At 65.5% G+C, this 24253-nt stretch carries 24 protein-coding genes and 1 tRNA gene; 9 read left to right on the plus strand and 16 right to left on the minus strand.

The window, feature by feature from the left end; genetic code table 11:
- Nucleotides 1–211: 211 nt before the first annotated feature.
- From C7474_RS02180 to C7474_RS02205, 5 genes are all read right to left on the minus strand, one after another.
- Nucleotides 212–493: a hypothetical protein gene (locus C7474_RS02180; protein WP_121057221.1), complete on the minus strand. Its 282-nt coding sequence runs from the start codon at nt 491–493 to the stop codon at nt 212–214.
- Between the two features lie 75 nt (nt 494–568).
- Complete coding sequence (locus tag C7474_RS02185) at nt 569–901, minus strand: hypothetical protein (protein WP_147436661.1); 333 nt, start codon at nt 899–901, stop codon at nt 569–571.
- A 252-nt stretch (nt 902–1153) separates the two neighbouring features.
- Nucleotides 1154–2311, minus strand: coding sequence for a hypothetical protein (locus tag C7474_RS02190; RefSeq protein ID WP_121057225.1), 1158 nt, complete (start codon nt 2309–2311; stop codon nt 1154–1156).
- 1135 nt (nt 2312–3446) lie between these two features.
- Nucleotides 3447–4310, minus strand: coding sequence for a GIY-YIG nuclease family protein (locus tag C7474_RS02200; RefSeq protein WP_241965057.1), 864 nt, complete (start codon nt 4308–4310; stop codon nt 3447–3449).
- Nucleotides 4300–5463 (minus strand): DNA cytosine methyltransferase, encoded by a 1164-nt coding sequence (locus tag C7474_RS02205; RefSeq protein WP_121057229.1) that lies wholly within the window; start codon nt 5461–5463, stop codon nt 4300–4302. Before C7474_RS02205 ends, C7474_RS02200 begins: the two co-directional genes overlap by 11 nt.
- A gap of 172 nt (nt 5464–5635) precedes the next feature.
- Between C7474_RS02205 and C7474_RS02210 the strand changes: the two genes are divergently transcribed.
- Nucleotides 5636–5929, plus strand: coding sequence for a PDDEXK family nuclease (locus C7474_RS02210; protein WP_241965058.1), 294 nt, complete (start codon nt 5636–5638; stop codon nt 5927–5929).
- 106 nt (nt 5930–6035) lie between these two features.
- Here the strand turns inward: C7474_RS02210 and C7474_RS02215 are convergent, their stop codons facing one another.
- The 5 genes from C7474_RS02215 to C7474_RS02235 form a co-directional block, all read right to left on the minus strand.
- Entirely contained in the window at nt 6036–7070 is a 1035-nt protein-coding gene (locus tag C7474_RS02215; protein WP_158597286.1) for a DNA sulfur modification protein DndB, read from the minus strand.
- Between the two features lie 358 nt (nt 7071–7428).
- Nucleotides 7429–7503: transfer RNA gene (locus C7474_RS02220), tRNA-Arg, on the minus strand.
- A gap of 13 nt (nt 7504–7516) precedes the next feature.
- Entirely contained in the window at nt 7517–7897 is a 381-nt protein-coding gene (locus tag C7474_RS02225) for a helix-turn-helix domain-containing protein (protein ID WP_158597287.1), read from the minus strand.
- Nucleotides 7898–8154: 257 nt separating this feature from the next.
- Nucleotides 8155–9762: a sensor histidine kinase gene (locus tag C7474_RS02230; RefSeq protein ID WP_121057234.1), complete on the minus strand. Its 1608-nt coding sequence runs from the start codon at nt 9760–9762 to the stop codon at nt 8155–8157.
- Nucleotides 9759–10403, minus strand: a complete 645-nt coding sequence (locus C7474_RS02235; protein ID WP_199692344.1) for a response regulator — start codon at nt 10401–10403, stop codon at nt 9759–9761. Before C7474_RS02235 ends, C7474_RS02230 begins: the two co-directional genes overlap by 4 nt.
- A 178-nt stretch (nt 10404–10581) precedes the next feature.
- Here C7474_RS02235 and C7474_RS02240 point away from each other — a divergent pair, with 178 nt between their 5' ends.
- A complete protein-coding gene (locus tag C7474_RS02240) occupies nt 10582–10980 on the plus strand; it encodes a hypothetical protein (RefSeq protein ID WP_121057236.1) in 399 nt (132 codons plus the stop codon).
- A gap of 268 nt (nt 10981–11248) precedes the next feature.
- On the opposite strand, the gene C7474_RS02245 is transcribed toward C7474_RS02240, so the two are convergent.
- Nucleotides 11249–11698 (minus strand): VOC family protein, encoded by a 450-nt coding sequence (locus C7474_RS02245; protein WP_121057238.1) that lies wholly within the window; start codon nt 11696–11698, stop codon nt 11249–11251.
- Between the two features lie 102 nt (nt 11699–11800).
- On the opposite strand from C7474_RS02245, the gene C7474_RS02250 reads away from it, so the two are divergent.
- Nucleotides 11801–12778 carry a helix-turn-helix transcriptional regulator gene (locus tag C7474_RS02250; RefSeq protein WP_121057240.1) on the plus strand — a complete coding sequence of 326 codons (978 nt, stop codon included), beginning with the start codon at nt 11801–11803 and terminating at the stop codon, nt 12776–12778.
- Between the two features lie 88 nt (nt 12779–12866).
- Here C7474_RS02250 and C7474_RS02255 read toward each other — a convergent pair whose 3' ends face one another.
- Nucleotides 12867–13217: a hypothetical protein gene (locus C7474_RS02255; RefSeq protein WP_121057242.1), complete on the minus strand. Its 351-nt coding sequence runs from the start codon at nt 13215–13217 to the stop codon at nt 12867–12869.
- Between the two features lie 39 nt (nt 13218–13256).
- On the opposite strand from C7474_RS02255, the gene C7474_RS02260 reads away from it, so the two are divergent.
- Nucleotides 13257–13685, plus strand: coding sequence for a hypothetical protein (locus C7474_RS02260; protein ID WP_147436663.1), 429 nt, complete (start codon nt 13257–13259; stop codon nt 13683–13685).
- A gap of 182 nt (nt 13686–13867) precedes the next feature.
- Here C7474_RS02260 and C7474_RS02265 read toward each other — a convergent pair whose 3' ends face one another.
- Nucleotides 13868–14437, minus strand: a complete 570-nt coding sequence (locus C7474_RS02265; protein ID WP_121057246.1) for a CueP family metal-binding protein — start codon at nt 14435–14437, stop codon at nt 13868–13870.
- An 85-nt stretch (nt 14438–14522) separates the two neighbouring features.
- Complete coding sequence (locus tag C7474_RS14870; protein ID WP_147436664.1) at nt 14523–14927, minus strand: hypothetical protein; 405 nt, start codon at nt 14925–14927, stop codon at nt 14523–14525.
- A gap of 121 nt (nt 14928–15048) precedes the next feature.
- On the opposite strand from C7474_RS14870, the gene C7474_RS02270 reads away from it, so the two are divergent.
- From C7474_RS02270 to C7474_RS02285, 4 genes are all read left to right on the plus strand, one after another.
- Complete coding sequence (locus C7474_RS02270; RefSeq protein WP_147436665.1) at nt 15049–15480, plus strand: DUF6153 family protein; 432 nt, start codon at nt 15049–15051, stop codon at nt 15478–15480.
- A gap of 81 nt (nt 15481–15561) precedes the next feature.
- The gene (locus tag C7474_RS02275) at nt 15562–16167 is read left to right on the plus strand and encodes a DUF305 domain-containing protein (protein WP_121057250.1); all 606 of its coding nucleotides are present in this window, start codon (nt 15562–15564) and stop codon (nt 16165–16167) included.
- 156 nt (nt 16168–16323) lie between these two features.
- On the plus strand, nt 16324–18474 hold the full coding sequence (locus tag C7474_RS02280; RefSeq protein ID WP_121057252.1) for a heavy metal translocating P-type ATPase: 2151 nt from the start codon (nt 16324–16326) through the stop codon (nt 18472–18474).
- Nucleotides 18475–18687: 213 nt separating this feature from the next.
- Nucleotides 18688–20253 carry a hypothetical protein gene (locus C7474_RS02285; protein ID WP_121057254.1) on the plus strand — a complete coding sequence of 522 codons (1566 nt, stop codon included), beginning with the start codon at nt 18688–18690 and terminating at the stop codon, nt 20251–20253.
- Nucleotides 20254–20368: 115 nt separating this feature from the next.
- Here the strand turns inward: C7474_RS02285 and C7474_RS02290 are convergent, their stop codons facing one another.
- Nucleotides 20369–20977: a recombinase family protein gene (locus C7474_RS02290; RefSeq protein WP_121057256.1), complete on the minus strand. Its 609-nt coding sequence runs from the start codon at nt 20975–20977 to the stop codon at nt 20369–20371.
- 340 nt (nt 20978–21317) lie between these two features.
- Nucleotides 21318–23078, minus strand: coding sequence for an AIPR family protein (locus C7474_RS02295; protein WP_121057258.1), 1761 nt, complete (start codon nt 23076–23078; stop codon nt 21318–21320).
- 208 nt (nt 23079–23286) lie between these two features.
- Here C7474_RS02295 and C7474_RS02300 point away from each other — a divergent pair, with 208 nt between their 5' ends.
- The gene (locus C7474_RS02300; RefSeq protein ID WP_158597288.1) at nt 23287–24030 is read left to right on the plus strand and encodes a TIGR02391 family protein; all 744 of its coding nucleotides are present in this window, start codon (nt 23287–23289) and stop codon (nt 24028–24030) included.
- The last annotated feature ends 223 nt before the right edge of the window (nt 24031–24253 follow it).

A 24253-nucleotide genomic window follows, 5' to 3' on the forward strand; every position in this document is an offset into this window, starting at 1 on the left:
GACTCAAGCGCCAATCGGAGTGCCAAGAGCTGTTGGACTTCGTGGCTTGCGAGTTGAGCCAAGGTTTCTCCAATCGTCGAAGAAGTGCGCGGTCACCGCGATCGCATGGGTGAAGGGTACCGAGCCGATTGCTTCTTGACGCTCGCCGGAATCCCGCCGTCGACAACCCCTACTCAAGAGCCCACAAGATGGAGAACGTTGACCGGTCGGCCTACGCGCCGTTCGCCTCCCCAAGCCATCGATCGACGGCTGCGAGCTCGCTGCGGATCTTGTGTCGCTCTTCCGGGGTGAAGCGTCTGACTTGCATTGCCAGGACCGCATCAGCTGCGATCGGACTCAGTCCGAATGCTCCCTGTACGGCATTTCGCAGCTCGCCGGCGTCGCCCTCGATAGTGGAGCAGATCGCAACGAGTTCTCCGAGGCGATCCAGGACCTCGAGGTACGCCGCGAGGATCTCGCGGCGACCCAGCGCATTTCGTCGGTCGTCATCCACGTCGCCACCATACCGACGGGAGTGCGATTTCTACTTGCCGAACATCCCGTCGTGGACGGTGCGGAAGCCGGTCGATCAGCGACTCGAATCCTTTCCCTTCTTTTCCTTGCGTTCCTCCTGCACCTCGGCCGATGCCATGTGCAGTCCGGTCAGGCTGAAGAGGCCGGCGATCGTGATGCCGAACAATGCCCAGGCGGCAATGCCCCAGCCGCTAGGCAGCCCACCAGTTTGAACGCCAACGACTGCGACGATTAGGCCCAGGACTGAGGCGCTCGCCGAGTAGGAAGCGACTCGGCGAAAGAGGGTCGAGCGTCGCGCTTTCATCGTCAGGTTGCGGCGCTCTGCCATGAACGCGAGCAACACGAGCGGGAACACTGCGGTCAAGACGGCGGCGGTGTCAGCGGTCATAATCACGCCCACACGTTACAGCCGGCTCACTTGGCCGCGAGCGCCAATCGGGCGGCCCGCTCGCAAACCGGTCCGCGCGAGGGCAGTGTGCGGTTGGGGCGAGTGGCGTGCAGCCCTGGGTTCGTGCGATTGACGATCCCTATACGAGCGGTGCGCGCTAGCCGCGTGGCGAGCGCGCATTGGGTCGACCTGGACGCTCAGAAGCACGGTCTCGTTCCGATCTCGTTCTCAGAACGGCGGTGATACGCACCTCTACGGCTGCACTGGAATTGGGAGAGCGCCCTGCCGATGTTCCGCGACGTTGGCTGCGGTGACTTGAAGTACTACCTTGTCTGCTTCGCAGAATCCGATGTAGTCCCCACCGACTCGGAAGCGAGTGCGATGGCTTTCCCCACAGTCCGGACACTTGACGAGATAGCCCTTGCCCGCCGGTTGGGTGATTTTAACCGTGGCTCGGCGATAGGTCGTCACGGCGGTGACAACACCCTCGGGGTCGAACATGATGGCTGAGTCGCAGCCCACGCAGAGAACCATGGACTGTTCGTCTTTGCCGACAACCCATGGTCGGTGGCGTTGGCCGCACGTCGGGCACGTGAAGTTCGCGCGCTTGGGCTGAGAAGGTTCAGCAGCGACCGGCTCCGTGTCTGCAGGGGGCGCGATGGTCACGACCGGCTCGTGGAGTTCCAACGGATTGGCAGGCGTGGATGGAGCTCCGGCGACGACTCGGACGAATAGATTCCCGTCGCCGTCGCGATGAACATTGAAGGAGGTGCCGCAGCTCATGCACTTGGTGTGCGCGGTTGCGCCCACCCCAGTCCCAATCGACAGAGTCCTTTGCGTTGCGCATCCGGGGCACCGAATCGATGCGTCCTCAACCTCGTTGGGTGACTTACCGAGTCGCCTAACCGCTTTCTCGATATTGCGCGCAACCTGAAGCGCCGCACCGCGGTCGTCACCCTCGACCGCTTTCGACAGGTCACCGGTCAGCGCGACAAGTTGCTCCTTGGTGTCGAGAAGAGACTGGGCCGAAAAGGGAGTGCCAATGAGCTTTTGGAGCTGCCCAATCTGGACCTCGATGTTGCTCACAACGTTGGTGACGATACTCAAAGTCACGTGCGGCTCTTCGAGCTTTGCCGCGTTGCGTCGGAGCGCTTGATCGAGTGCGGCAACTGACTGGCCGAGGCTCATGCTTACGGAATCGAGATGACCGTGCAGTTCGGCGAGCGCTTCACGCCGTCCGAGCTGCTTGGAGATGGCGTGCGAGAGAACGACAGGGCCGAAGGCCGTGAGGATCCCGCCGAGGATGAGGTAGGTCGCGGCATTGTCGTCAGTGCTCTTCGCGTTCATTGCGGTGAGAATGATGCCGATGACAGTCGAAGCGGCGCCCATCGCGATGGCGAGCCACGGCACCCTAGATGCGTCCTTCGCCCTGGCTCTCCCATACCCGCGTGATACAGTTATATCTGTAAAGGGATGCTCACTACTTGATGTGGTGAGTTCCCTCTTTGTCTTGAACGCCCCGTCTCTGACGGGGCGTTCCCATTATCTCGATTCGCCGACAGTACGCGAATCAACCGGCTCTCTTGATCGAGGGGGCGCTTCGGGCTCACCGGCGGCCAGGCTCAAGCGGTGAGTTCGAGGGAGTCCTACCACGGCGGGAGCCGGGATGCCCCAGATTGCTCAGCAAGGGGGACTCCGTTCCCAAGCCAAGCTGCCGATGAATCGCTCGCGGTGTCGTCTCGTAGTGTGCCGACACGCGTTGCGCGGCCAGCAACTTCGATTTGCTCCCAGATCCCGATACTGGCATCGGGCGGTCGGGGGTCATTCAACGTGCGGACCGGAGTCCCCTGGCACGGAGTGCGAAGACCAGCATCGCTGAGGTGGAGGTGTGACGAAGGCTGCAATGGTCATGACTGTCGCGTCCGTTGGAGGCCTCGCGCAACCGACTGCGGTGTCTTCGTACTCACAACTGCCCCAGGGCTGAAAGAGGTAGACGGCCATGACGATCGCACCGACAAGCGCGACGAGCGCGCTGCCCGTGTGGGCTTCCTAACGTCGTCGGGTGAACGTGCGATCGGTTCTCGTCCAGATTCTTGGCTTTGCCGATGACCCCTGCGAGCTCTCCGGCGATTTCGCCGATGGTGTGCGTCCCAGTCGACCGCGCGTCACGTGAGTGCCTAACGCCCAGTGCGGCACGCGCGCGATTCGACCGGGGCTTTCAGCAGGGACGCCCGTCCCTGCTGAAAGCCGCCGGGTAGCCTGAGGAGGTGACCAGGAACGGCGACCCCCTTGCAGAGGACGACCCGCGTCACGGTACACCCAACGGCTACGGCAACCTCGGCTGTCGATGCGATGCCTGCCGTGCGGCGCACGCCGCGGCCCACGCCGCGTACATCAAGCGCCAGCGACGGGCTGGGCGGGTGATGGGCACTCACGGATCGAGCCTCGCGTACGACACCGGGTGTCGGTGTGACGAGTGTCGACTGGCGCACAATGCCCGCTCTGTCGAGAAGAAGCGCCGCCAACGCGCTCGGCGCGCGAGCAGCTAGTCCGCCGCGTCGGGGTCTGGTTCTTCGGCTTCGCCGTCCACCGACGCGTCGTTCGCGTCGACTTCCTCACCGCCCGGGTCGGAATACTCATAGAGCAGAGGGCCAGTCAGCGCCTCCACGTTGATCGCCTCGGGGCTCGGTTCCCCTCTCCCCTCTGCATATGCGAGGCGCACGGCGGCGATATAAGCCAGCCGCACCGCCTGGATGACGAGCACGCGGCGCAGTCCCTCGGAGACCTCGCCGCGCTCTCGGGCCACAGCGGCCAAACGTGAGATTGTCTCTGCACGCCGCGCGATGCGGATGTCAGGGTGGCTACGGTCAGCCCGAATCTCGGGAGTTATGAGGTCGCGACGGAGGGACGCGGGAAGGTCGATCCTGTCGCCCTTCGGTGGGATCTTCTCGTTGAGGATCGCTTTGAATCGAGAGTTCTCGATGGCGTTCAGGTACGCGGTGTACTCAGCCTGGTCGAGGTGCCTCTTCGCGTCGAGGAACGCCTGGGCCTTCTTGTCGCGCAGGTTGATCGACTCGTACTCCCACAGCGGCCAGATCTCGACCGCCGCGACTTCGAATAGGTCGAGGATTCGCATCGCGGCGGCATCCGTACGTTGGTTCGTGAGGTGCCGCCCGAGGCGGACTCGTAGCTGCTCGTTGGTCTGTCCGACGTAGATCGGCTCGCCATCGTAGTCGTAGAAGGCGTATACGCCCCACTTAGCATCCGCCCACTTCCGGCCCTGGTCGTCGGTAACGCTCAGGAACTCTTTGAGCAGCCGCCGGAACTCCTGCACGTCCGTCGCGGGCAGCTTGCTCTTCTGCGGCCTCTTCGGCTTCGGGGCCGGGTTCGCCGTGCTCTTACTTGACACTGGCGACCTGCTCCGTCCGACCAGCACGTGCCATCGAGCCCTTGATTATCGGCATCAGGTAGTGCTCTGCGAGCCAGCCGACAGCCGGAACCGCCACGGCGTCACCAAACCCGAACAGAGCCTGGTTCGTCCGCGCGGTGCTCAGGTCGTAGTCTCCCGCACCCATCAGGCGGGCATACTCTCGGGGCGTCATCCAGCGAACCTGGAGGCGCTTGTTCCCGAGGCGCACGACAGCCTGCTTCGACGAGCCACCCCGCGCCGTGCGAAGGCAACCTGAGATATCGTCCGCGCGGACCTCCCAGACTGCAACGCCGTTACGGGTGCGGCGGTACGCCGTCCGATACTTCACCCCCGTCTCACGGCGGAGTGTAGCCACGCGTTCACGCTGTGCCAGTGAGAGTGACCCCACGAATGCCTCTGTGCGGTCGCGGTCCCACCAACGCTCGTCGTCCAGTCCCATTTCCTCGACCTCATCACCGAGGCCGGTGAGCTTCGGCGCGGGCGGGGCCGGGAGCGCTGCGCGATGTGTCCGGAGGCTCTTGTCGCCGTAGACCCACTGGAGCCAGTCGGGGCGAAGCTCGGAATTCGGCTCCGCGATATCCTCGGGCGGGTTCTGCGCACCAACAAGAAATAGTCGGGGACGCGACTGCGGGACGAACCGGCGAGCATCAACGGCGAGCACGTCGACCGAATAGCCGAGCTCATTGAAGGCACGGATCGCGGCAGTCAGATCGTCGCCTCCGTGAGACGTTGCCAGACCCACTACGTTCTCCAGGACCACAACCTCGGGACGGTCGTCCTCAAGTTCCTTGAGCAGGCGGATGAAGTGCCAGAAGGTGCCTGACTGAGCGCCAGCAAGGCCCGCGCGTCCGCCCGCGAGCGACAGATCGGTGCAGGGTGACGAAGCCCACGCGAGCGAGGCGTCGCGGGGCAGGTCGGCGACCTTCACCTTGCCGATGTCACCGAGCGCGAAAGAGTGATCGTCGGAGTGCCGGAACTGGGCGTCGTACATGGCCTTCTTGTCGGGCTCGTAGTCGTTGGCCCAGGCCACGCGGAACCCCGCAGACTCAAGCCCCATCCGGGCAAGACCGATTCCCGCGAAGAACTCCAGAACCTTCGGACGGGCAGCGTTGATCGGCGTGAGTTCTCCCATGTCTGTCAGCGTAGCGACCCCTTCCCACGCTCCCGCGCATAAGCTCAGGGCGTGGCGGGCTCCTGGGCTTCGAGCGAGCAGACCCGGCGGGCGATGGTCGCAAACCGCTCGAAGAACACCGCGCCGGAGCTCGCCGTTAGGTCCGCCACACGCCTGAGGTCTGCGCTACCGAGTGCACGCGCGACCGATCCCCGACCTCCGGCGCACGGCCGATATCGTCTTCACCCGCCGCAAGGTCGCAGTGTTCATCGATGGGTGCTTCCGGCATGCCTGCCCTGAGCACTTCGTCATGCCCCGGGCCAACCCCGACTACTGGGTGCCGAAGATCGAGCGGAACCAGCAGCGCGACCGAGAAGTGGACCAGGCACTCCGTACAGCCGGGTACACCGCGCTTCGGTTCTGGGAACACGAGTCATCCTTGGTTGTGGCGCACTCGATCGAAGCAGCTGTGCTGGCGGCTGGCTAACCGCAGCCGGGGCGTGCATCCCGGATGCAAGCCACCGCGCTGCACTCATCCGGCGACGCCGCGAGGGCCCAACCAATCTGGTCGGGCCCTCGTGAGCTTGGGAGTCTTACGCGGAGACCGCTGCGGGCTCTTCCAGGCCTACACGCCGCATGAGCTCGGCCGCCACCGCGCGGCGCGTCTGGAAGCTCATGCGCAGCTGCTGCTTACCGGAGGTGTCCACGAGCGCGCCGATCTTCGTCCAGATCGGGTTCTCATACGAGAAGTAGTCGACCTTCTGGCCTTCGCTGTAGACCGGCTCACCCAGCGGAGCGAGCACCTCCGCCGGATCCAGATTGCGCTTGTAGATCTCGTACGCCACCGCGACCGCCCCGTGGATCGACAGCGCCGTGCCGGCCATCGAGGTGCCGCGGAGCGCCATCCGGTCCGTCTTACCGAGGCGACCGAACTCCGGCCGCACCTCGACCAGCGCGTTCCAGAAGTCTGCGAGGTATTTGGCCTGTGCCTCTTCCTCGACCTTGTTCACGGGGTCTCCGTGCCAGAAGGACTCCATCGCCTGGGTGAGGGTGTTGAACGCGAACAGCTTGGAGCTGGACGCCGAAACTGCGTTCTTCAGAACCTCGACGTTGTCGACGCCAAGATGCGGGCTGTTCTGCAGGAGCTCGCGTGCGAGGCGCTTGTCGGCGTTGTCCTGGTACGCGAACTTCGCCGCGGTGTCGTTCACCTTGTCCCCGCGGGTGTTGTAGTCGGAACCGACGCGCGCCGCCAGCTGATCGTCAGCCACCCAGATGCGCGTCGCGAACGGCGTCGCGACTTCGAACGATCCGACGGGGTTGTTGACCGCCCTGATGATGGCCGTAATCCGCGACTGCGAGTCCACCGCCGTGTCGAGGTGGCCAGACCAGAGGGTGAGGGTGAGGTCACCGTCCTCGTCCTGCTCGACCTCGAAGTCGCTCTTCGCGGGGTTCAGGCGGACGCTGAGGTTTCCGATCAATGCGTCGTTCTGCAGCAGCTCCTCGACCCAGCGCTCCACCTTGCGGCGCGTCTTGGCGCCCATCTTGTCCGTCTGCCAGTCGGGGCGGATGTTGCCTCCGAACTCCAGCACCCCGTTGTCGAGACTCTCGGCGAACCAGGCACCGGTCATGATTCCTTCGTAGTGAGTGGTTCCTGCATCCGTGACCTTGCGAAGGTGGCGGATTACGGCGACCGGCTCTCCCTGATAGCTTCCCATTTCGTTACCTGCTTCCTATAGAGCGACCTCCTATCTCGGTCGGTACGTGCAAAGCTACAGGGGTACGTGCACTTCTTCAAGACGTACGTGTGAAGTTTTTTCGGTACGTGCGTTCGGGGACCCTTGTCACTGATCTAGGGACTGTCCGAACGCCACCAGGGCCCGCGGAGAATGGCTCGGCGCGCGTGCCACTCGACGGCCAGTGCGTCGCCCGCAGGGCGTCGGAGCGATCCGCCCTGAATAAGGCGTCCCATGCACGCCGATGCGCGATTGGTGCCTCCGGAGGGATTCGAACCCCCGACCCTCTCCTTAGGACGGAGTGGCTCTTCCACTGAGCTACGGAGGCCAACCCTTTTATCCTACCGTTGGGTGTTCGCCTCTATGAAGGCGGCGAGCGACGCCCGCGAGATGTACTTGCTTGCGCCCACCTTCGTGTACTCGATCCCGCCCTCCTTCATCAACGCGTGCAACGTGCCATAGGAGATGCCTAGTTCGGCAGCAGCGTCCTTGAGCTTGAGCAACATGGGGCCGGAGGGTTCCAGCGTCTGCGGCGTTCGACCCAAGGGTTCAGGATCGGACTCGATGACTTCGATCTCGGTGGCTTTCCGCTCCCAGTGACCGGTGTACGCCCATGAGGTCTTGAGTTCTTCCTGGACTTTCTTTGCGGCAGCTTCCTCGCTGGCGGCGCGGACCCACACTTCGGCCACCTCGACTTTGGTCACTATCACCTTGAACCGCATCGGCACCTCCATTAACGGAGGGGGCCCCGAGGTCACCCCCGAGGCCCGAGCAGCTCCGTCCTACGAGCATCGTACGCCGGGAGCGTCAGCGCGGGGCTCCGTCGGTTCTTCCTCGACCTCGCTGGGGTCCGTTGGTATCGGAGGGGGTCCAGCGTCCTGCAATTTGAGGGAGCGGAAGCCATCCGCTTGCGTGCGCACCGAGCGCGGTTCGAAGCATGATGCTGACGTTGGTGGGTGGTGCGGAAGGTGCTGGTGAGTCAGGTCTGATTTGGTCTTGCGCCCTTCATCCCGCCTCGGTCGCGCGAGGAGGGCGACGGCTCGGTGTCGATGATCGATGGTGGCAAGTGGACGGATACTCGCCAGAGCCCTTGCCCGTCGGGGCCGATCGTGGCTGAGCCGCCGAGTTCCTCGGCGCGGGCGTGGATCGATGCCGCGCCGATCCCCGGTCGGGCCGGCGCCGATCGGCCGTCATCTGGCGCGCTGGCCTTGTCGCCGCCGTGGGTGTCCTCGGTGATCGGGTTCTGGACGACGATGTGGAGGGCGCCGTCGGGGGTGAGGGTGGCGCCGGCCTGGACGGGCGAGCCGGGTCCGTGGTGGTCGGCGTTGGTCAGCGCCTCGCTCACAATGCGATAGACCGCGACTTGTCCGGCAGCGGTGAGAACAGGGGGCGGGTCGGGCACGTCGAGGTCGGCTCCGACGCGGTCGGCGCGCCGTGCCAATGCGCCCCAGAGGCCGCGCTCCTGAAGTTCGATCGGCCGCAGCCCGTCGACCACCCGCCGAACTTCCTCGAGCGCGGTCCGCAGGTCAGCCTGCACGACCTCGAGTTGGGCATCGACCTCGTCGGGGTGCGAGCGCAGCAGGTTACGCGCGGCATCCGCACGGAATGCCGCTCCGGTCAGCAGAGGCCCGAGTCCGTCGTGGAGATCGCGGTGGAGGGCCACGCGCTCCCGCTCGCGTGATTCCACAGTGGCGGCGCGGGCGTCACGGAGCTGCTCCGAAAGGTCTGCCTGACGCGACAGCAACGCGAGCGGTAGCGCGACGAGCTCGAGCGCGGCACGATCGTCGGCGTGCAGCGCCTTCTCGCCGGGGCGGAGGGCCACGCGCAGGGCGAGCGAACCGTCGGGGGTGACGGGCACCTCAACCTCCCGGCCGCCGGCCTGTCCGCGCCGCACGGTGGCGACCGGCTTGTTGTCGACGATCAGCGTCAGCCCGGGGAGGCGCAGCAGTGCAGCGGTCTCGGCGACGGCTGCGGCAACGCCTGCTTCGGATCCGTCGTGCCGTTGCCGGACGCGGCGTGCGGTGCCGGCCGGATCGTCACGCCCTCCGTACAGGGTGCGACCGACGGTGCGGCGAAGCAGTCCGACGACCGGTTGGAAGAGCAGTGCGATCCCGATCGCCGCGACAGTCTGCACGGTCCGTTCCACGCTCGGCGGCACCAGCAGGGAGACGACGGCAACGGCCCCCGCGTAGATGGCGACGACGATGATGATCGCTGCCGAGTAGACGAGAGCGGTCGACTGATCGACGAGGATGAGCGCGAATGCCGTCACGTTCAGCAGCGACCCGAGAGCAGCGAAGACGACGGCGCCGGCGGGGACGACCTCGGCGGGGGCGAAGAACGCGGGGATGGCGGTCAGGATGCCGACCAGCTGGAGCACGGCGATCGTCAGGCACGCGCGTGAACGTCCGCGCCAAGCCGGGATGAGGAGAACGAGCGTCGTTACGGCGATCCCGATCGACAGAATCGCCGCCGCGATCGGTAGAACGATCGAGCCTGAGGAGTCCGGTGCGATGTCGAGGGCAGGTGCGGTGCCCAGCACGCTCAGGATCGTGGCGAGCACAAGGCCCACGCGGCGGGCGATCATCGGCCGAGCCCACCCTCGCGGGCCATCACGATCGCTTCAGCCCGTGTCGCGATGCCGAGCTTGAGGAAGATCGCAGAAATGTGATTGCCGACGGTCTTCGCCGCGATCCCGAGCCGCTCGCCGATCGCATGATTGGGTGCACCACGTGCGATGAGGTCGAGCACCTCCCGTTCCCGTGCCGTGAGCTGAGGGAACGGATCGGCCGCGGACCGGCGGAGCGACCCGCCCAGCACGCGCGCGGCGACCTCGGGTGAAAGCACGGCGCCGCCGGCAGCCACGGTGCGCACGGCACGATCGATCTCGTCGGGTTGAGCGCCTTTCAGCAAGTACCCCCGCGCTCCGGCCGCGAGAGCATCCGCGATCTCCTCGTCCTCGTCGAACATCGTGAGGATGATCACGGCAACGCCAGGGAGATCAGCCGTCAGGCGTCGCGTGGTCTCCACCCCATCCAGCACCGGCATCCGCAGGTCCACGATCGCGACATCCGGGCGCGTCACCAGCGCCTCCCGGCACGCGGCAGCGCCATCGCCAGCCTCCGCCACCACCTCGACACCCTCGAGCGTGCTCAGCAGCGCAGTCAGCCCACCACGGACGACGGGATGGTCGTCCGCGACCAGGACACGAATCGCGGCGTCTGACATGGACACATTCTGCCGCTGACCGCGCCCCGCATCTGGGGTTCAGCCCCCAGACGTGCCGGGCACGATTTCCCGGACCTTGCCCACGTCCCGGGGGACCGACCCCGCGCCCAAGGCGACGCGGGGACGAGATCGTGAGTCATAGCCGGACATGCCGGCACCCCATCGAGAGGAGTTCGTCTTGACCGCAATCACCGCATCCCCTCCGCTGCGCCGAGCCGTGCCGCTTCGCATCGGCCTCGTGCTCGCCACACTGCTCGCCGCAGCCGGAGCCGTTCCCGCACTGATGATCGGACTCGACGGAAGCGCCTGGGACCCGATCGTCATCATCATCGCCGTGCTCTCAGGTGGCGTCGCCCTCGGAACCCTCGCGCTCGTCGCGTTCGCCTGGAACGGCCGGCGCGGGCCCTGTATCGCGATCATCGCCCTGCAAATCGTGTCCATTCTGCCCGCGCTTCCCGCGTTCCTGCTCCCTGCCGAGGAGACCGGCCCTGGCGCGGTCATCGGTGCGGTGATCGGCATCGCCCTCGCCCTCGCTGCGTGCGCACTCATCATCGTGGGGATGCGCCGCGCCGAATAGCCGACCGGTGGCCGGGTCGCGCGCATAGTTGACCCGGCCACCGCGCGCTCGCGGCGACGACGACGCACCAGTCCAGACACTCGGCGCGTCACAACTGATCCCTCCGCGGGCAATGCGCGTAAGCGGGGTGTCCCGGCGGAGATCCTGCTTTTCAAGGGTCTTGATGGGGCGTTCGGTACCGGTGCGTCGGGCTTCCGCGGGCGAGCGCGCCGATCTCGGACGAGGCGGTGCCGGCGACACGGTGGGATCGTGCCGCCGGCGGTAGCGCTCAGGAGACCGAGATGCTCCAGGTGACACCGAAGCGGTCGGTGAGCATGCCAAAGCCGGCGCTCCAGGCGGATGCGGCGAGCGGCTCGACGATCTCGGCGTCAACCACAAGGCCATTCCAGTAGCCCTGCAGTTCTTCGAGGCCGTCGGAGCTGATCGAGACGAACAGCGCCTGCTCCGTCACCGTGGTGTGGTTCTCGCGCCGGGTGGCACCACCGCCCATAAGGCCTCCTTCGCTGGAACCCGGGACGTCGTAACCCATGATGCGGAAGCCGTTCGCGGCCGCGACGAGGCCGAAGACGACATTGTCGGCACCGGGCAGTTCGGCCGGCATGCCGAATTCGGCGTACGTGTTGACGACGAGGTGGCCGCCGAAGATCGACTGATAGAACTCAAGAGCCGCCCGGGCGTCCCCGCGGAAGTTCAGGTGAGTGGTGGTCTGGATGGTCATGAATGCTCCTGTCGTCGGTGCGTGCCCGTCTGGTGCCCGCAACATCGACGATGCATCATGAGTAGGTCTGTTTCAGTCCTAGACTTTGGCTAGTCTTCGAGCATGTCCACGACCACTCGCCTGCTGAATCTGCTGTCGCTGCTGCAGACCCAGCGTGACTGGCCGGGCTCGTTGCTTGCCGAGCGGTTGGAGATCAGCGACCGCACCGTGCGGCGCGACATCGAGCGCCTCCGCGAGATGGGCTACCGGATCGAGGCCACCATGGGCCCTGATGGTGGGTACCGGCTCGCCGCGGGCGCCGAACTGCCCCCTCTGCTGTTCGATGACGCTCAGGTCATCGCGGTCGCCATCGCGTTGCAGACCGCGAGCGTTGTCGGCGCCGACCTCGACGAACCAGCGGCTCGGGCACTGTCGACTATCCGGCAGGTCATGCCGTCGCGACTGCGGCGTCGGCTCGATGCGCTCGCGATCGTCGCCGTCGCGCAACGGCCGGGCGGCCCCGCGCCGACCGCGGTGCCCCTCGAGCTGCTCGTCGAGCTCGCAAGAGCGATCCGCGACCGAGTCCTGCTGCGCTTCGACTATGCGCCACGCCAACAACCTGCCCCCGACGGTTTCGGTCCGCCGCGTCGCGTCGAGCCGCATCACCTCGTCAACGCGCAGGGACACTGGTACCTCCTCGCCTGGGACATCGAGCGAGAAGACTGGCGACTGTTCAGCGTCGAACGAATCACCCCACGCACACCCACCGGGCCACACTTCCCGCAACGAGACGTTCCTGGCGGTGATGTCGAAGAGTTCGTCTCGGCCCGATTCAAAGGCTCCCAAACAAACAAATGGGCGTGCCAGGGTTCCGTGATCCTTGATCTCCCCATCGAGGCTGCCCTGCCATTCATTGGCGATGGGACCGCGCGCGAGGCTGGGCCGAGCCGAACAATCCTGGAATCCGGGTCCTGGTCCTGGGGTTCCCTCGCCGCCTCCTTCGGCCGGTTCGAAGTGCCGATGGAAGTCATCGGCCCACCCGAACTACGAGACGCTTTCGCCACGCTTGCTCACCGCTACCGAGCGACCGCCACGACGTGACATCGGGATCCTCTTGCGGACATTGCCCATCGCCGGGGCGATGCGGGCATAAATCGGGTGTTACCTACTCGTTTAGCAGTCCCGTTCGTCAGCCTGCGCTGCCGTCGTCGGCGCGAGCCGTTTCCCAGAACGAGATGGCGTCGTCGATCCAGCCTTCGGCGGGTGTGCCGGTGCCGGTGCCGAAGCCGTGGCCGCCGGTTTCGACACGGTTGTACTCCACCGAAATGCCGAGATGCTCGAGGCCCTCGACGAGGAGGTCGGCCCGGTCGATGGGGGCAAGCGTGTCGTCGGCGGCGGCCTCGACATACAGAGCAGGGAATGTCGCGGGTGGCTCCCAGAAGTAGGCGGGAGGGTAGGCAGCAACGACCGCTGCCGGTGCGGGCAGGGCCGCGTACTCGGCGAGGTCGAGGCGGGTGGCGGGCGGCGTGTTCCATTGCACCTCGTCATGAAGCCGCTAACGCGGAAGCCCCGTGGCACGATGCACGCCATCCGGGGTGACGCGCACGAGGAGATCCGCGCGCACTTCGGGTCGCTGGAGGCCTGGCAGGCGATCGGCGACTGGTCGACCTTCGACGTGCCGCAGCCATCGCGCGTGCCCTCGCTGCTCGACCACGGGTACGACGAAGACCTCCCGGCAACGGCCTGGGATGCCGACCTCTACCGCGATGCGGCCGACTTCCGCGGCGGAGGTCTCATCACCGGCGACGTGACCCGCGGCGACATTGCAACGCCGCTGGCGTGGACCTGCGCGCACGGGCACATCTTCGCCGCCAGCCTCCGCCTCGGCCTCACCGCCGGGCACTGGTGCCCCGAATGCGTGCGCGACAGCGCGAACTACGAGGCCCAAGCCGAAGGCAACGCCCTCCTTGCGCAGCTATTCAGTAGCGGGGCACCAGCCATGCTGTGACTGTTCCCCTGCCCATCCGTATCCGGGCGATGCGCAGTCAGGGGGTGTCGCGGGCGTGGCGTGATCGTGCGGGCAAGGGGAGGCGCCGTTCATTCGCGCAGCGACGACGATCGGCGTGACGTCTCCCGCGCCGCCACCACGTAGCGGGCGACCCGGGAGGCGCGGTCGCTTCCTCGGGCCCTCTACCTGAGAGGCAGATCGGTGAGGCAGGTGGGGTCATCCGCGCCAGTGGAGATGGGGGTGGTGACCGAGCCGTTCTCGTGCGTGATGGTGAGTGTGGCGTCGATGTCGCGGGGAAGCCACAGTCCGACGAAGCCGTTGCTGTTCGTCGTGCGTTCTTCGTCGAGCAGCACCTCGCCATCGTCGCCGACGACCGTGAGGTGGAGGGGCTCGTCGCCGAGCTCTCCGACGCAGGTGGTCAGACTGTGGAAGTAGCAGTCGTGCGTGGTGTTCCGGTACGGCGCGACGGAGAGGTAGAACTCGTCCTCGAGTGGGACGGAGGTCTCGGGCCCACCGTCGACGGTGAACAGCACGGCGTTCGGGCGCACGGATGCGATCAGGTCGTCGCGTCGGTCATCGACCGGTGTCGCTTCGAGCTCGTCGATGACCTGGTGGATGGTCTGGTCGGGGAAACCGGCGGCGGCGAGTGGATCGGTGGTCGTACTGTCGGGGGTGGCGGCTGCGCAGCCGGTGACGAGGAGCAGGGTGGTCGCGAGGATCACGCCGAGGTTGGTTTTCGATGCGCGAGGCATGGCAGGGTTCACTTTCGTCGAAGGTTGTGTGGGCGCCCGGGGACGGGCGATGCGGTTGCCGGCGAACAGTCCCGGCGGGCCGCACTCACGTTCGACTGACTGAAAGCTCCCAGAGCGTGAGGGAGCGCGGCGCAGCTGCTCCTTCGCCGGGCGACGGCTGTCGTGCGCCGGGAGACAGCGCGCGGAACCAGGCTCGCGTCGGCGCCACGCCCGCATGCACGGTGGGTGGCTGCAACGTCATCCCGCAGTGCACGCCCATCGCGGCGTGCGGGCTGCCGTTTCCATCCGGGCACACCGCGCACCCCGCGCAGTCCGAGAGATCCGGGGAGTGGGTGCTCTCGCTCTGCGTCGACATCGCGGGCGCGGCATCCGCGGCCGTCGCGGGAGAAACATGCAGGGCGAGGAGAGCAACGAGGACCAGCCCGATGACCGCGCACATGCCGCGCCACCGCGCGTAGCGGCGAGAGCTGGTGATCGCGGACGAGGTCATGGCTCCCTCAGGATGTCACGACGATCGCGTGCCCCCACCCAGCCTTCTGACAGGAAAAACCAGCTGGCGGCGGGGTGGGGGTGAATACCCCGGTGGGGTACTCTGCGAACCAAGGAGATCTGTGGCCCTGGACACGACGCGAACTCGTCTGCATCCGCCGATGCTGTGGCGGTGGATGCTGTCGGTGTTGCTCGCGGCGCTGGTGATGGTGGGGCTGCTGGGCATGCACACGCTCATGACCGGGCACCCCGAAGCGCCGATGACGGCCGTTTCGAGCATCGGCGCCGAACACGGCCACGGCCCCTCGTCGGACACCGGTGTCGTCGCCGAGACCACCTGTACGGACTGCGCGCCCGGTGCGTCGCATGACGCGTTGATGGCGGCGTGCGTGCTCGGTCTGCTGGCGGTGGTGCTGTGGGCGGCGCGCTCCGGCCCCGGGGTCATCCGCGGCCGAAGCCGCGGGCCGAGCCCGCCGGCGCGTGTGGTCGGGGTGCTGTTGTCGGTACTGCCCCGTCCGCCGTCGCTGCTGGACCTGTCCATCAGTCGAACGTGAACCGACCGTCCCGGCCCTCGTGGCCGGGGCTGAGTCATGCCCGCACGCGGGCGAAGTTCACCGATCGATGGAGAAGGACCAATGGTTGTGAAGAAGTTCCGATGGACGGTATTGACTGTCGTGCCGCTCGCGGTGGCGGTGTCGCTGGCAGGGTGCGCCTATGTCGGCGGCGGATCGATGCCGGGGATGGGCCAGGGCGGGATGATGTCGCCCACGTCGCCGTCTGCCCAGGTCAACGCGGCGGACGAGATGTTCGTGATCATGATGATCCCCCACCACGAGCAGGCGGTGGAGATGAGCGACACGATCCTCGGCAAGGACGGCATCGACGATCAGGTGCAGGCCCTGGCGCAGCAGATCAAGGACGCGCAGGCCCCCGAGATCGAGCTCATGCAGTCCTGGCTCACCAATTGGGGAATGAGCTCCAGCGGCGACATGAGCGGGATGGGGCACGGTGACGGAATGATGTCCGATGGCGACATGGCGGCACTGGAAGCCGCCGACGGCACGGAGGCGGCGCGGTTGTTCCTGGAGCAGATGATCGTGCACCACGAGGGCGCGATCGAGATGGCGCAGACCGAACTCGACCAGGGAGCAAACGAGGAGGTGATCGCGCTCGCGCAAGCGATCCTGGACACGCAGACTACCGAGATCGCCACGATGGAGAACCTGCTCACCCAGAACTGAGGAATCATTCCGAGGGTCTCGCCCTGTCGAACGCGAGACCCCTCGGAATACCCGAGGGGGGTATCCCGGTTGATGGATGACATGTCGGCAATCCGAGGAAGGGCACCCCGCCTGACGCCGGAATCATCCGACCACAGACCAGCGAGGAGGCTCGTCATGACCGATCCGCACGCACACCACCACGACACATCACGGGGAACACGCGAGGCGCCGGTCGGCTCTCACGCCGCTGAGCACGGTGGCCACCACGTGAACGGCATGGACCACCCGGCCGGGCACGACCCTCACGGCGAGCATGATCACCCCGGTGGGCATGCCGGGCACGGGGCCGATCATGTGGCACGGTTCCGGCAGTTGTTCTGGATCAACCTGATCCTCGCGGTGCCGGTGGTGGCGTTCTCGAGCATGTTCGCCATGCTCTTCGGGTACTCGCTGCCCGACGCCCCCGGCATCAACCTGATCGCTCCGCTGGTCGGTACGGTCATGTACTTCTGGGGCGGCTGGCCGTTCCTGTCCGGCGCGGTAAGCGAACTGCGCGCACGCACACCCGGGATGATGCTGCTCGTCGGCGCGGCGATCACCGTCGCGTTTCTCGCATCCTGGGGCGCCAGTCTGGGCCTGCTGCACCATGAACTCGAGTTCTGGTGGGAGCTCGCGCTGCTGATCGTGATCATGCTCCTCGGCCACTGGATCGAGATGCGCTCCCTCGCCCAGACCACATCAGCCCTGGATTCACTCGCCGCGCTTCTGCCTGACGAGGCCGAGCGCGTCGACGGCGACCAGATCGTGACGGTTTCCCCCGCAGACCTCCGTGTCGGCGATGTGGTCGTGGTCCGTCCCGGCGGCAGCGTCCCCGCCGACGGCCGGATCGTTGACGGGCGGGCGGACATGGACGAGTCCATGGTCACCGGCGAATCACGCCCCGTCTCCCGCAGCACCGGCGACACCGTCACCGCGGGGACCGTCGCGACCGACTCCGGCCTGCGCGTCCAGGTCACCGCGACCGGAGACCAGACCACCCTCGCCGGCATCCAACGACTCGTCACCGACGCGCAGAACTCCACCTCCCGCGCCCAGCGCATCGCCGACCGCGCCGCCGGCTGGCTGTTCTGGTTCGCCCTCGGCGCCGCCGCGGTCACCGCCGTCGTCTGGACCCTCGTGGGCAGCCCGGACGACGCCGTCATCCGCACCATCACCGTCCTCGTCATCGCCTGCCCGCACGCGCTCGGACTGGCGATCCCGCTCGTGGTGTCCATCGCGACCGAACGCGCCGCCCGCGGCGGGGTGCTGATCAAAGACCGTCTCGCGCTCGAACAGATGCGCACCATCGACGCCGTCTTGTTCGACAAGACCGGAACCCTCACCAAGGGTGAACCCGTCGTCACCGCCATCGCCCCCACCGGCGGTCGCGACGCCGACACGGTGCTCGCGATCGCCGCCGCGGCAGAAGCCGACAGCGAGCACCCACTCGCCAAAGCCATCGTCCGTGCCGCGCAACACCGTGGCCTCCAGATCGAGAACGTCACCGGATTCACCTCCTCCCCGGCGGTCGGCGTGACCGCCACCCTGGACGGTCACGAGATCCGTGTCGGCGGTCCCCGCCTGCTCGAAGAGCTCGGCGCATCGGAAGTCGATGAAGCGGCAAACTGGCGCGCAGACGGCGCAATCATCCTGCACGTCGTCCAAGACGGCGCCATGATCGGCGGACTCGAACTCGCCGACGAAATCCGTCCGGAATCCCGCGAGGCCGTCGACGCGCTCCACAAGCTCGGCGTCGAGGTCGTAATGATCACGGGCGACGCCGAGGCCGTTGCCCACGCGGTCAGCACCGAACTGGGCATCGACCGCGTCTTCGCCGGGGTGCGCCCGGAAGACAGGGCCGCCAAGATCGGTGCGCTCCAGGCCGAGGGGAAGAAAGTCGCTATGATCGGCGACGGCGTCAACGACGCCCCCGCCCTCGCAACCGCCGACGTCGGCATCGCGATCGGTGCCGGCACGGACGTCGCGATCGCCTCAGCCGGCGTGATCCTCGCGAGCTCCGACCCGCGCTCCGTGCTGTCCGTGATCGAACTGTCCCGCGCCAGCTACCGCAAGATGAAGCAGAACCTCTGGTGGGCCGCAGGCTACAACCTGATCTCTGTACCGCTCGCCGCCGGCATCCTCGCCCCCGTCGGATTCGTGCTGCCGATGGCAGTCGGCGCGATCCTTATGTCCCTGTCCACCCTCGTCGTCGCCCTCAACGCCCAACTCCTGCGCCGGCTGGACCTCGACCCCGGGGTAAGCACGCGCGCGATCCTAACGAGATAGCTCAGAAGCGCACCCGGTACGCGGGATCCCTAATCGTGCACTGCCCGGTCGGGGTTCGGGGGACATCGCCCGGTGGTTCAGTGGCCCGAGCGGCGATTCTTCAGTGTCGTGCGTATGCCTCAGAATCGAGTCGTGATCACCAACGGCGTTGCGCGTGCGCGATCTGCTTCCGCGCCTACTCCGTCTCCCGTTGCGAAACCGACACGCCGATGGTTGATCTCTGCTGTCGCTACGGGAGTCGCCGTTGTCGTCGTCGCGGCCGGGTTCGTATACGCGAACTCCGACTCAGATGGCGATGGTTTGAGCAACGCCGCCGAGCACTTCGGTTGGACCGTCGCTGACGGCGCTATCTACGTCACTGATCCGTGGTCAGCGGATACGGATGGTGACGGGCTCACAGATGGCGACGAAGCCGGCACAGCTGCGAGAACCGCAGACGGAGAGACGGCTTACGCGGGGCGGTCGGATCCCACGCGGGAAGACTCGGACGTCGACGGGTTGGATGACAGGTTGGAGACGAAGGGCTGGCGGAGTACCGATGGCATCGTCTACCTGACTGATCCGATGGAGCCCGACAGCGATGGTGACGGGCTTAGCGACGGGCAGGAAGCCGGGGCGCCCATTGATGGTGCCGCATACGTGGTGTTCTCTGACCCGCAGAAGACCGACACGGACGCGGACGGGCTGACCGACGCCGAGGAGGCGGACCTCTCGCTTGATGCCTTCAACGCAGACAGCGACGGTGACGGGCTCAGCGACGCGGACGAGGTCGATCAGTTTGGCACGGCACCTGATGAGATCGACACCGACGGTGACGGATTTGACGACGCCTACGAACTCGCGAATCGTGAAGGCCGCGGTCTCGATCCGCTGTGGCCTGACGAGCAGATCTCTGCGTCGACATATGCGTGGGACTTCGCGCAGGGAGCCGTGTTGGGCGAACTCGCTCCCGGAGACTCGCTGCCATGGTTGGCCGGGAATCTGGCATCGGGGGCGTCGGGCTTCATCCCGGGCGCCGGGTGGGTCGTCGGCAGTGCCGCCGACGTTCGCGATGCCGTCGGCGCCGCGATTCACGCTGACTGGGTGGGTGCTGGCTTCAGCGTGCTTGGGCTTGTTCCCTTTGGTGGCGATGCAACCGCCATCCCCGCAAAGGTTGCGAAGTTCGTCGCACGCCACCCTGAACTCGCTCCGGCGGTCGGCGCGGCTATCGTCGGACTCGCATGGGTCCCGAGCCACATCAAGGCGTCGGCACTCAAAGCGATTGCACCGGCGGACTGGGACTACCTCCGTGCGCACGGCGTGAGTGAGGCGTCGCTCCTTCGCCTGCAGCAGGGCAGATCAAGCATCAGCACGGTCGCCATCTCAGCCCAACGCAGTGGGCACGTCGAACGCGTCAACACACCATTCTTCGACAGTGGACCGGCTGGCGAGGCTTGGCTGGAAGCCCGCTACCCGCCCACCGATGGTGTCAAACACTCGCAAGTAGTCCTGCGCACCGATGGTTGCATCGTCGTGTGCAATGCCGTCGCTCGCCGATTCGATGTGTTCGTAGACGGGGTCGCACACGAGTCCAAAGTCGGGCGCGTGACGCTCACCGACTCCATCGAGCGACAGATCAGATCGGACGCGTACCTCGTTGAGAGCGGCGTCGGTGGTGTGGAGTCCGCCCACTGGCACTTTTTCGCGAGCGGTCAGTCGAACTCGATCGGCGCGACCCAACCGGTGCTTGATCTCCTCGACGAGCTGGGTATCGAGTACACGATTCACCTCCCGAAGTAGCCGCAGAATAGCGGTCGGAGACAGGATCTCCCTCCATCCCCATAAGGGCGCTGTCAGTACGCGCCCCCGCCGGCGGCGACCCAAGGCCATCGCCGGTAGGGGCTGCGGCCTGGGCTCAGAAGATGTGCGCGTCGCTCGCGGCACGGAACGCTGCCCGGCGACGCTGTAGTTCGCGGTAGACGGTGGCTCGAGAGACACTGAACAGCTCGGCGATCTCGGTTTGGGTGTACTCGCCGCGGTCCTGGACGTCGAACATAAGCTTGCGCTGCGTTGTCGACATCTTCGGCTGCTTACCCTTTAAGTGACCTTTCGCGCGGGCGACCGCCATCCCCTCCTTCGTGCGCATGCTGATTAGGTCGCGTTCGAACTCGGCAACCATCGCGAGCACATTGAACAGCAACCGCCCCACTGGGTCGGTGGGGTCGTACCTGCTGCCGCCAAACCTGAGCGCGACGCCTTTCGTCGTCAGCTCGTCGGCGATGTCGCGCGCATCCTTCACGGACCTGGCGAGCCGGTCGAGCTTTGTGACTACGAGGGTGTCGCCTTCTCGGACTGCGGCGAGCGCTTCGCGGAGCCCTGGCCTGGCGCGGTTGGTGCCGGTCAGCCCGTGATCGACATAGATGTTCGAATCGAGAACCCCGAGCCGCAATAGCCCGTCCCGCTGCGAAGTGAGGTCCTGATCAGCGGTCGAGACTCTGGCATAGCCAATCTGTGTTCCATTCATACCACCGAGCTTGATACCGGCGGCCGGCGGGGGACCCCGGTCGGATCCCCATCGGAGCACTGCACGGAAGCGGCGTGCGCGTCACATGCGAAGCCACAGCAAGGTCTCGACAATTCGAAGCGTGCCGTGAACGTGTGAAGGTCGGCCGGCCACTGCGGGATCCTCGGCGACGGCCGCGGCCAGTCAGTGGGGGCGGCAAGTGCGCATCCCGCTGCGTACACCGCTCGCAAGCGGGACCCTGTTCGCCCAGATGGCCTCGCCGAGCACGGCTTCGGCAACACAACTATCACAACCGCATGGTTTTGTCAGAGTCGCGCCGAGTGCGTAATCGACCGGTCGGTTACGACTTGTAGACCTCAGCCAAGAACCTCGGGGTGAGGGCCGACCCCTTGAAAACCTGATCGCGAGTCTGGTTCGGGTTCGCCTTGACTTCCTCGTTGTACGCATCCACGAGCGCCTGAAGCACCTTGTACATCACGGGATCTGTGCTCGACGGTTTGATGCGTGCGTGGTTGTTGAAGTACTTGATCGACTCGATCTTCTTCAGTCGCAGCTTCTTCATCACGTATCCGGTCGCGACATAAAAGCGAGCGTTGGTGGAGTCGTCCAGAATCTTCTGCGCGGGCTTCGACTTGACGAACGCGTCGACTGCTTCGAGCAGGTCTAGCGCTGCCGCGTAGGCGGGCCTTTGAGCGTCGTCCGGGAAGATCTGGGCGTAGATTTCCGGTCTGTTGATGAGAGTCGAGGGCCGCGCACGTGCGTCTGCAGGACGGCCGAGCGAGATGGCGATCATTGCCTGCGCAAGCTCGTTAATGGAAATGATTCGATCAGCGGGTTTGCCCGCGTTTCGGTACTGGTTCTTCCTTCTCTCGTAGAACCAACCACGAGTCGCCAAGTACTCCTCGATCTCGACGTGAATCAGCTCCGTTGCCTTCAGTTGGATGCTGGTGATGTTCGTCTGCCTGTTGGTTCCGGCGATCACCATGTCTCGGGTGGCAGAGTCGGCGGCTGTGATCACGCGTACCAGAATTGACTGTTCGAGCCTGGCGGCAGGGATCGCCTTATCCGCGCTCGCTAGATGAATGACATTCGTGGTCTGAAGTCCATTCACGATCAGCGGTCGGGTCAGGTTAATCGCGTGTGGCGGCACGTCTTCGGCCTCGTCGGCGAGGATCGTGACGCCGTTGTTCAACCACCAGAAGGAAGTGGCGGCGTCAGACGTCACTGTCTCCTTGATAGCGCCGTTGACGGTGCCCGTCTCGCCTGCGAAGTCGCGCACGTTGGAATCGAATAGGCCGGCCCGCAGTTCGACTGAGTTCTCACGGTGGATGAACTTGAGGTAGTCGCTGATTTTCACCAGGCCGACGAACGAGCTAGCCGCTCTGACGAGATCGTGGCTGAACTGTAGCGGGACCTTGGTCGCCGGGGTGTACCGGAGGAGTTCGCACATCGCTGTGGCGCCGAGCAGCTCGACGTCCACGGTGCCGCCTGTGGGTAGCAGCGGCTCGACCGCGCCCTTTAGCAGTCCGGCTTTGTTCGCTTGGTCATGAGAGCTCTTGAGGATGTCTTCAGCACCCTTGGTGGCGTACAGGAAATGAACGTGCACCACCGGGGACTTCGCGAGCAGATGGGTGTAGACCGATCGATAGATTCGCGTTCGCTCGAGCAGTGTGGTCTCATACACAGCCTCGAGCGACTTTTCGTCCGCGGTCCGCGGCAGAAGCTGCGTAAGGGAATCCCGAGCGCGAGTGATGGGATCGCTCTTCCAACTGGGACTCCACTTCGACTGGATCACAAAGACGTCGAGTCGAGGCCCCTGCGCGATTGCATTGACGGCGCTCGCCTGGCCAGAAACGACCGGGCTGTCTATATCGAGAATCTCGTTCTCGTTGAGAACTACGTAGAAGCTATCGATACCACCGTCCTTCGCTTTCTTTACGACCCCCTTCGCCACGTCACTAGTCGAGGGCGAGTATTCTTTGAGGATCTGAGTGGAGGCGAAGTACTCGTAGGCATCCCCATCCGCCATTCCTGGGTAGTTCGCTGCGCGCCACTCCATGAACGCGGCTTCGAGCACATCCTGATCTGGCGTATTGGGCATACCACCGAGTGAATCACAGTGGCGAACGGGCGAGCAGCCTGCTGACGATTCCTACACTTATCCGCAGCACGACGCGTTCATCGATCTCACCGACCGCGACAGTCAGAATCACCGACCGGGCGCGGCGCGATTGACGGTCGCTCATCGTGCCCAACGTCACGCGTGCCAAACGGACGTGAGGTCGGCATAGTTCGGCAGAATGTGCTCCGTGAACTTGAATGGTGTGGACGTCGACTGGGTACGGGAACAACTGCAGCGCTTCGTCGAGCAGACTCGCCCAGTCAACCAATCCACCAATATGGTGATCACCGCGAGAACTGCTCCCGCATGCGGTCGTCCGACGGCGATCGAGCTGGTCGAGACTGCTCGCCCAATCCTCACTCGGCTCTACCCTGAGTGGCGATCAGAGAATCCCACTAGTTCCAACGACGAGTTCAAGTCGGAGCGCGACGCAGCACGGCGTCTCCTGGCCCGCCTTGCAACTCATGCAGACGTCGCTAGCCGTCTAGGCAGTCTCGACAACTCGCCTCGCGTGCTCGCTTCTAACATGCACTCCCTGATCTGGACCGCAGCCCAAGCGCAATGGGCAACGGGTCATCGCCACGAGGCCGTGCTGGCCGCCGCGAAAGCCGTCAATTCCAGCCTGCAGTCGAAACTTGGTCGACGGGATGCATCAGAGCAAGACCTCATTCGGCAGGCCTTCAGCTCTGATGCGCCGAGTCCAGGTCGTCCGCGTCTACGCTTCTCGTCGATCGCGGACGCGCAGACGCGCGAATCGATGAGGCAAGGCGTGATGAATTTTGGAGCGGGATGCTTCGGGGCGATACGAAATCCTCTAGGCCATCTCCCGAACGACGAGGTGGACCTCCCGGAGCAGATTGCTGTGGAGCAACTCGCGGCCTTGAGTCTTCTCGCCCGGTGGATCGACGATGCTGACGTCGTGACGAGCTGACGCCTGCGGTTGAAGGCGTCGACGGTCCCTACCCAGCGTTCGCAAGCCGGTCCTCTTGCGTCCGCGCAGTAGTTGTCTGATGAGTAGATCGGACGAGCTGGCGGCGGTGTCTCAGATGACCCGTTCGGTCGAAGTCGCAAAAGCGGTGCGCCAAACGCGCGCCAGTTGGCGCGTCAGGCACCTCCCTGGTCTACGTCGCTGTCGCGGTCACTCCTCTTCGGAA

The organism is Microbacterium telephonicum (assembly GCF_003651225.1).
In the GTDB taxonomy this organism is placed as follows: Bacteria; Actinomycetota; Actinomycetes; order Actinomycetales; family Microbacteriaceae; genus Microbacterium; species Microbacterium telephonicum.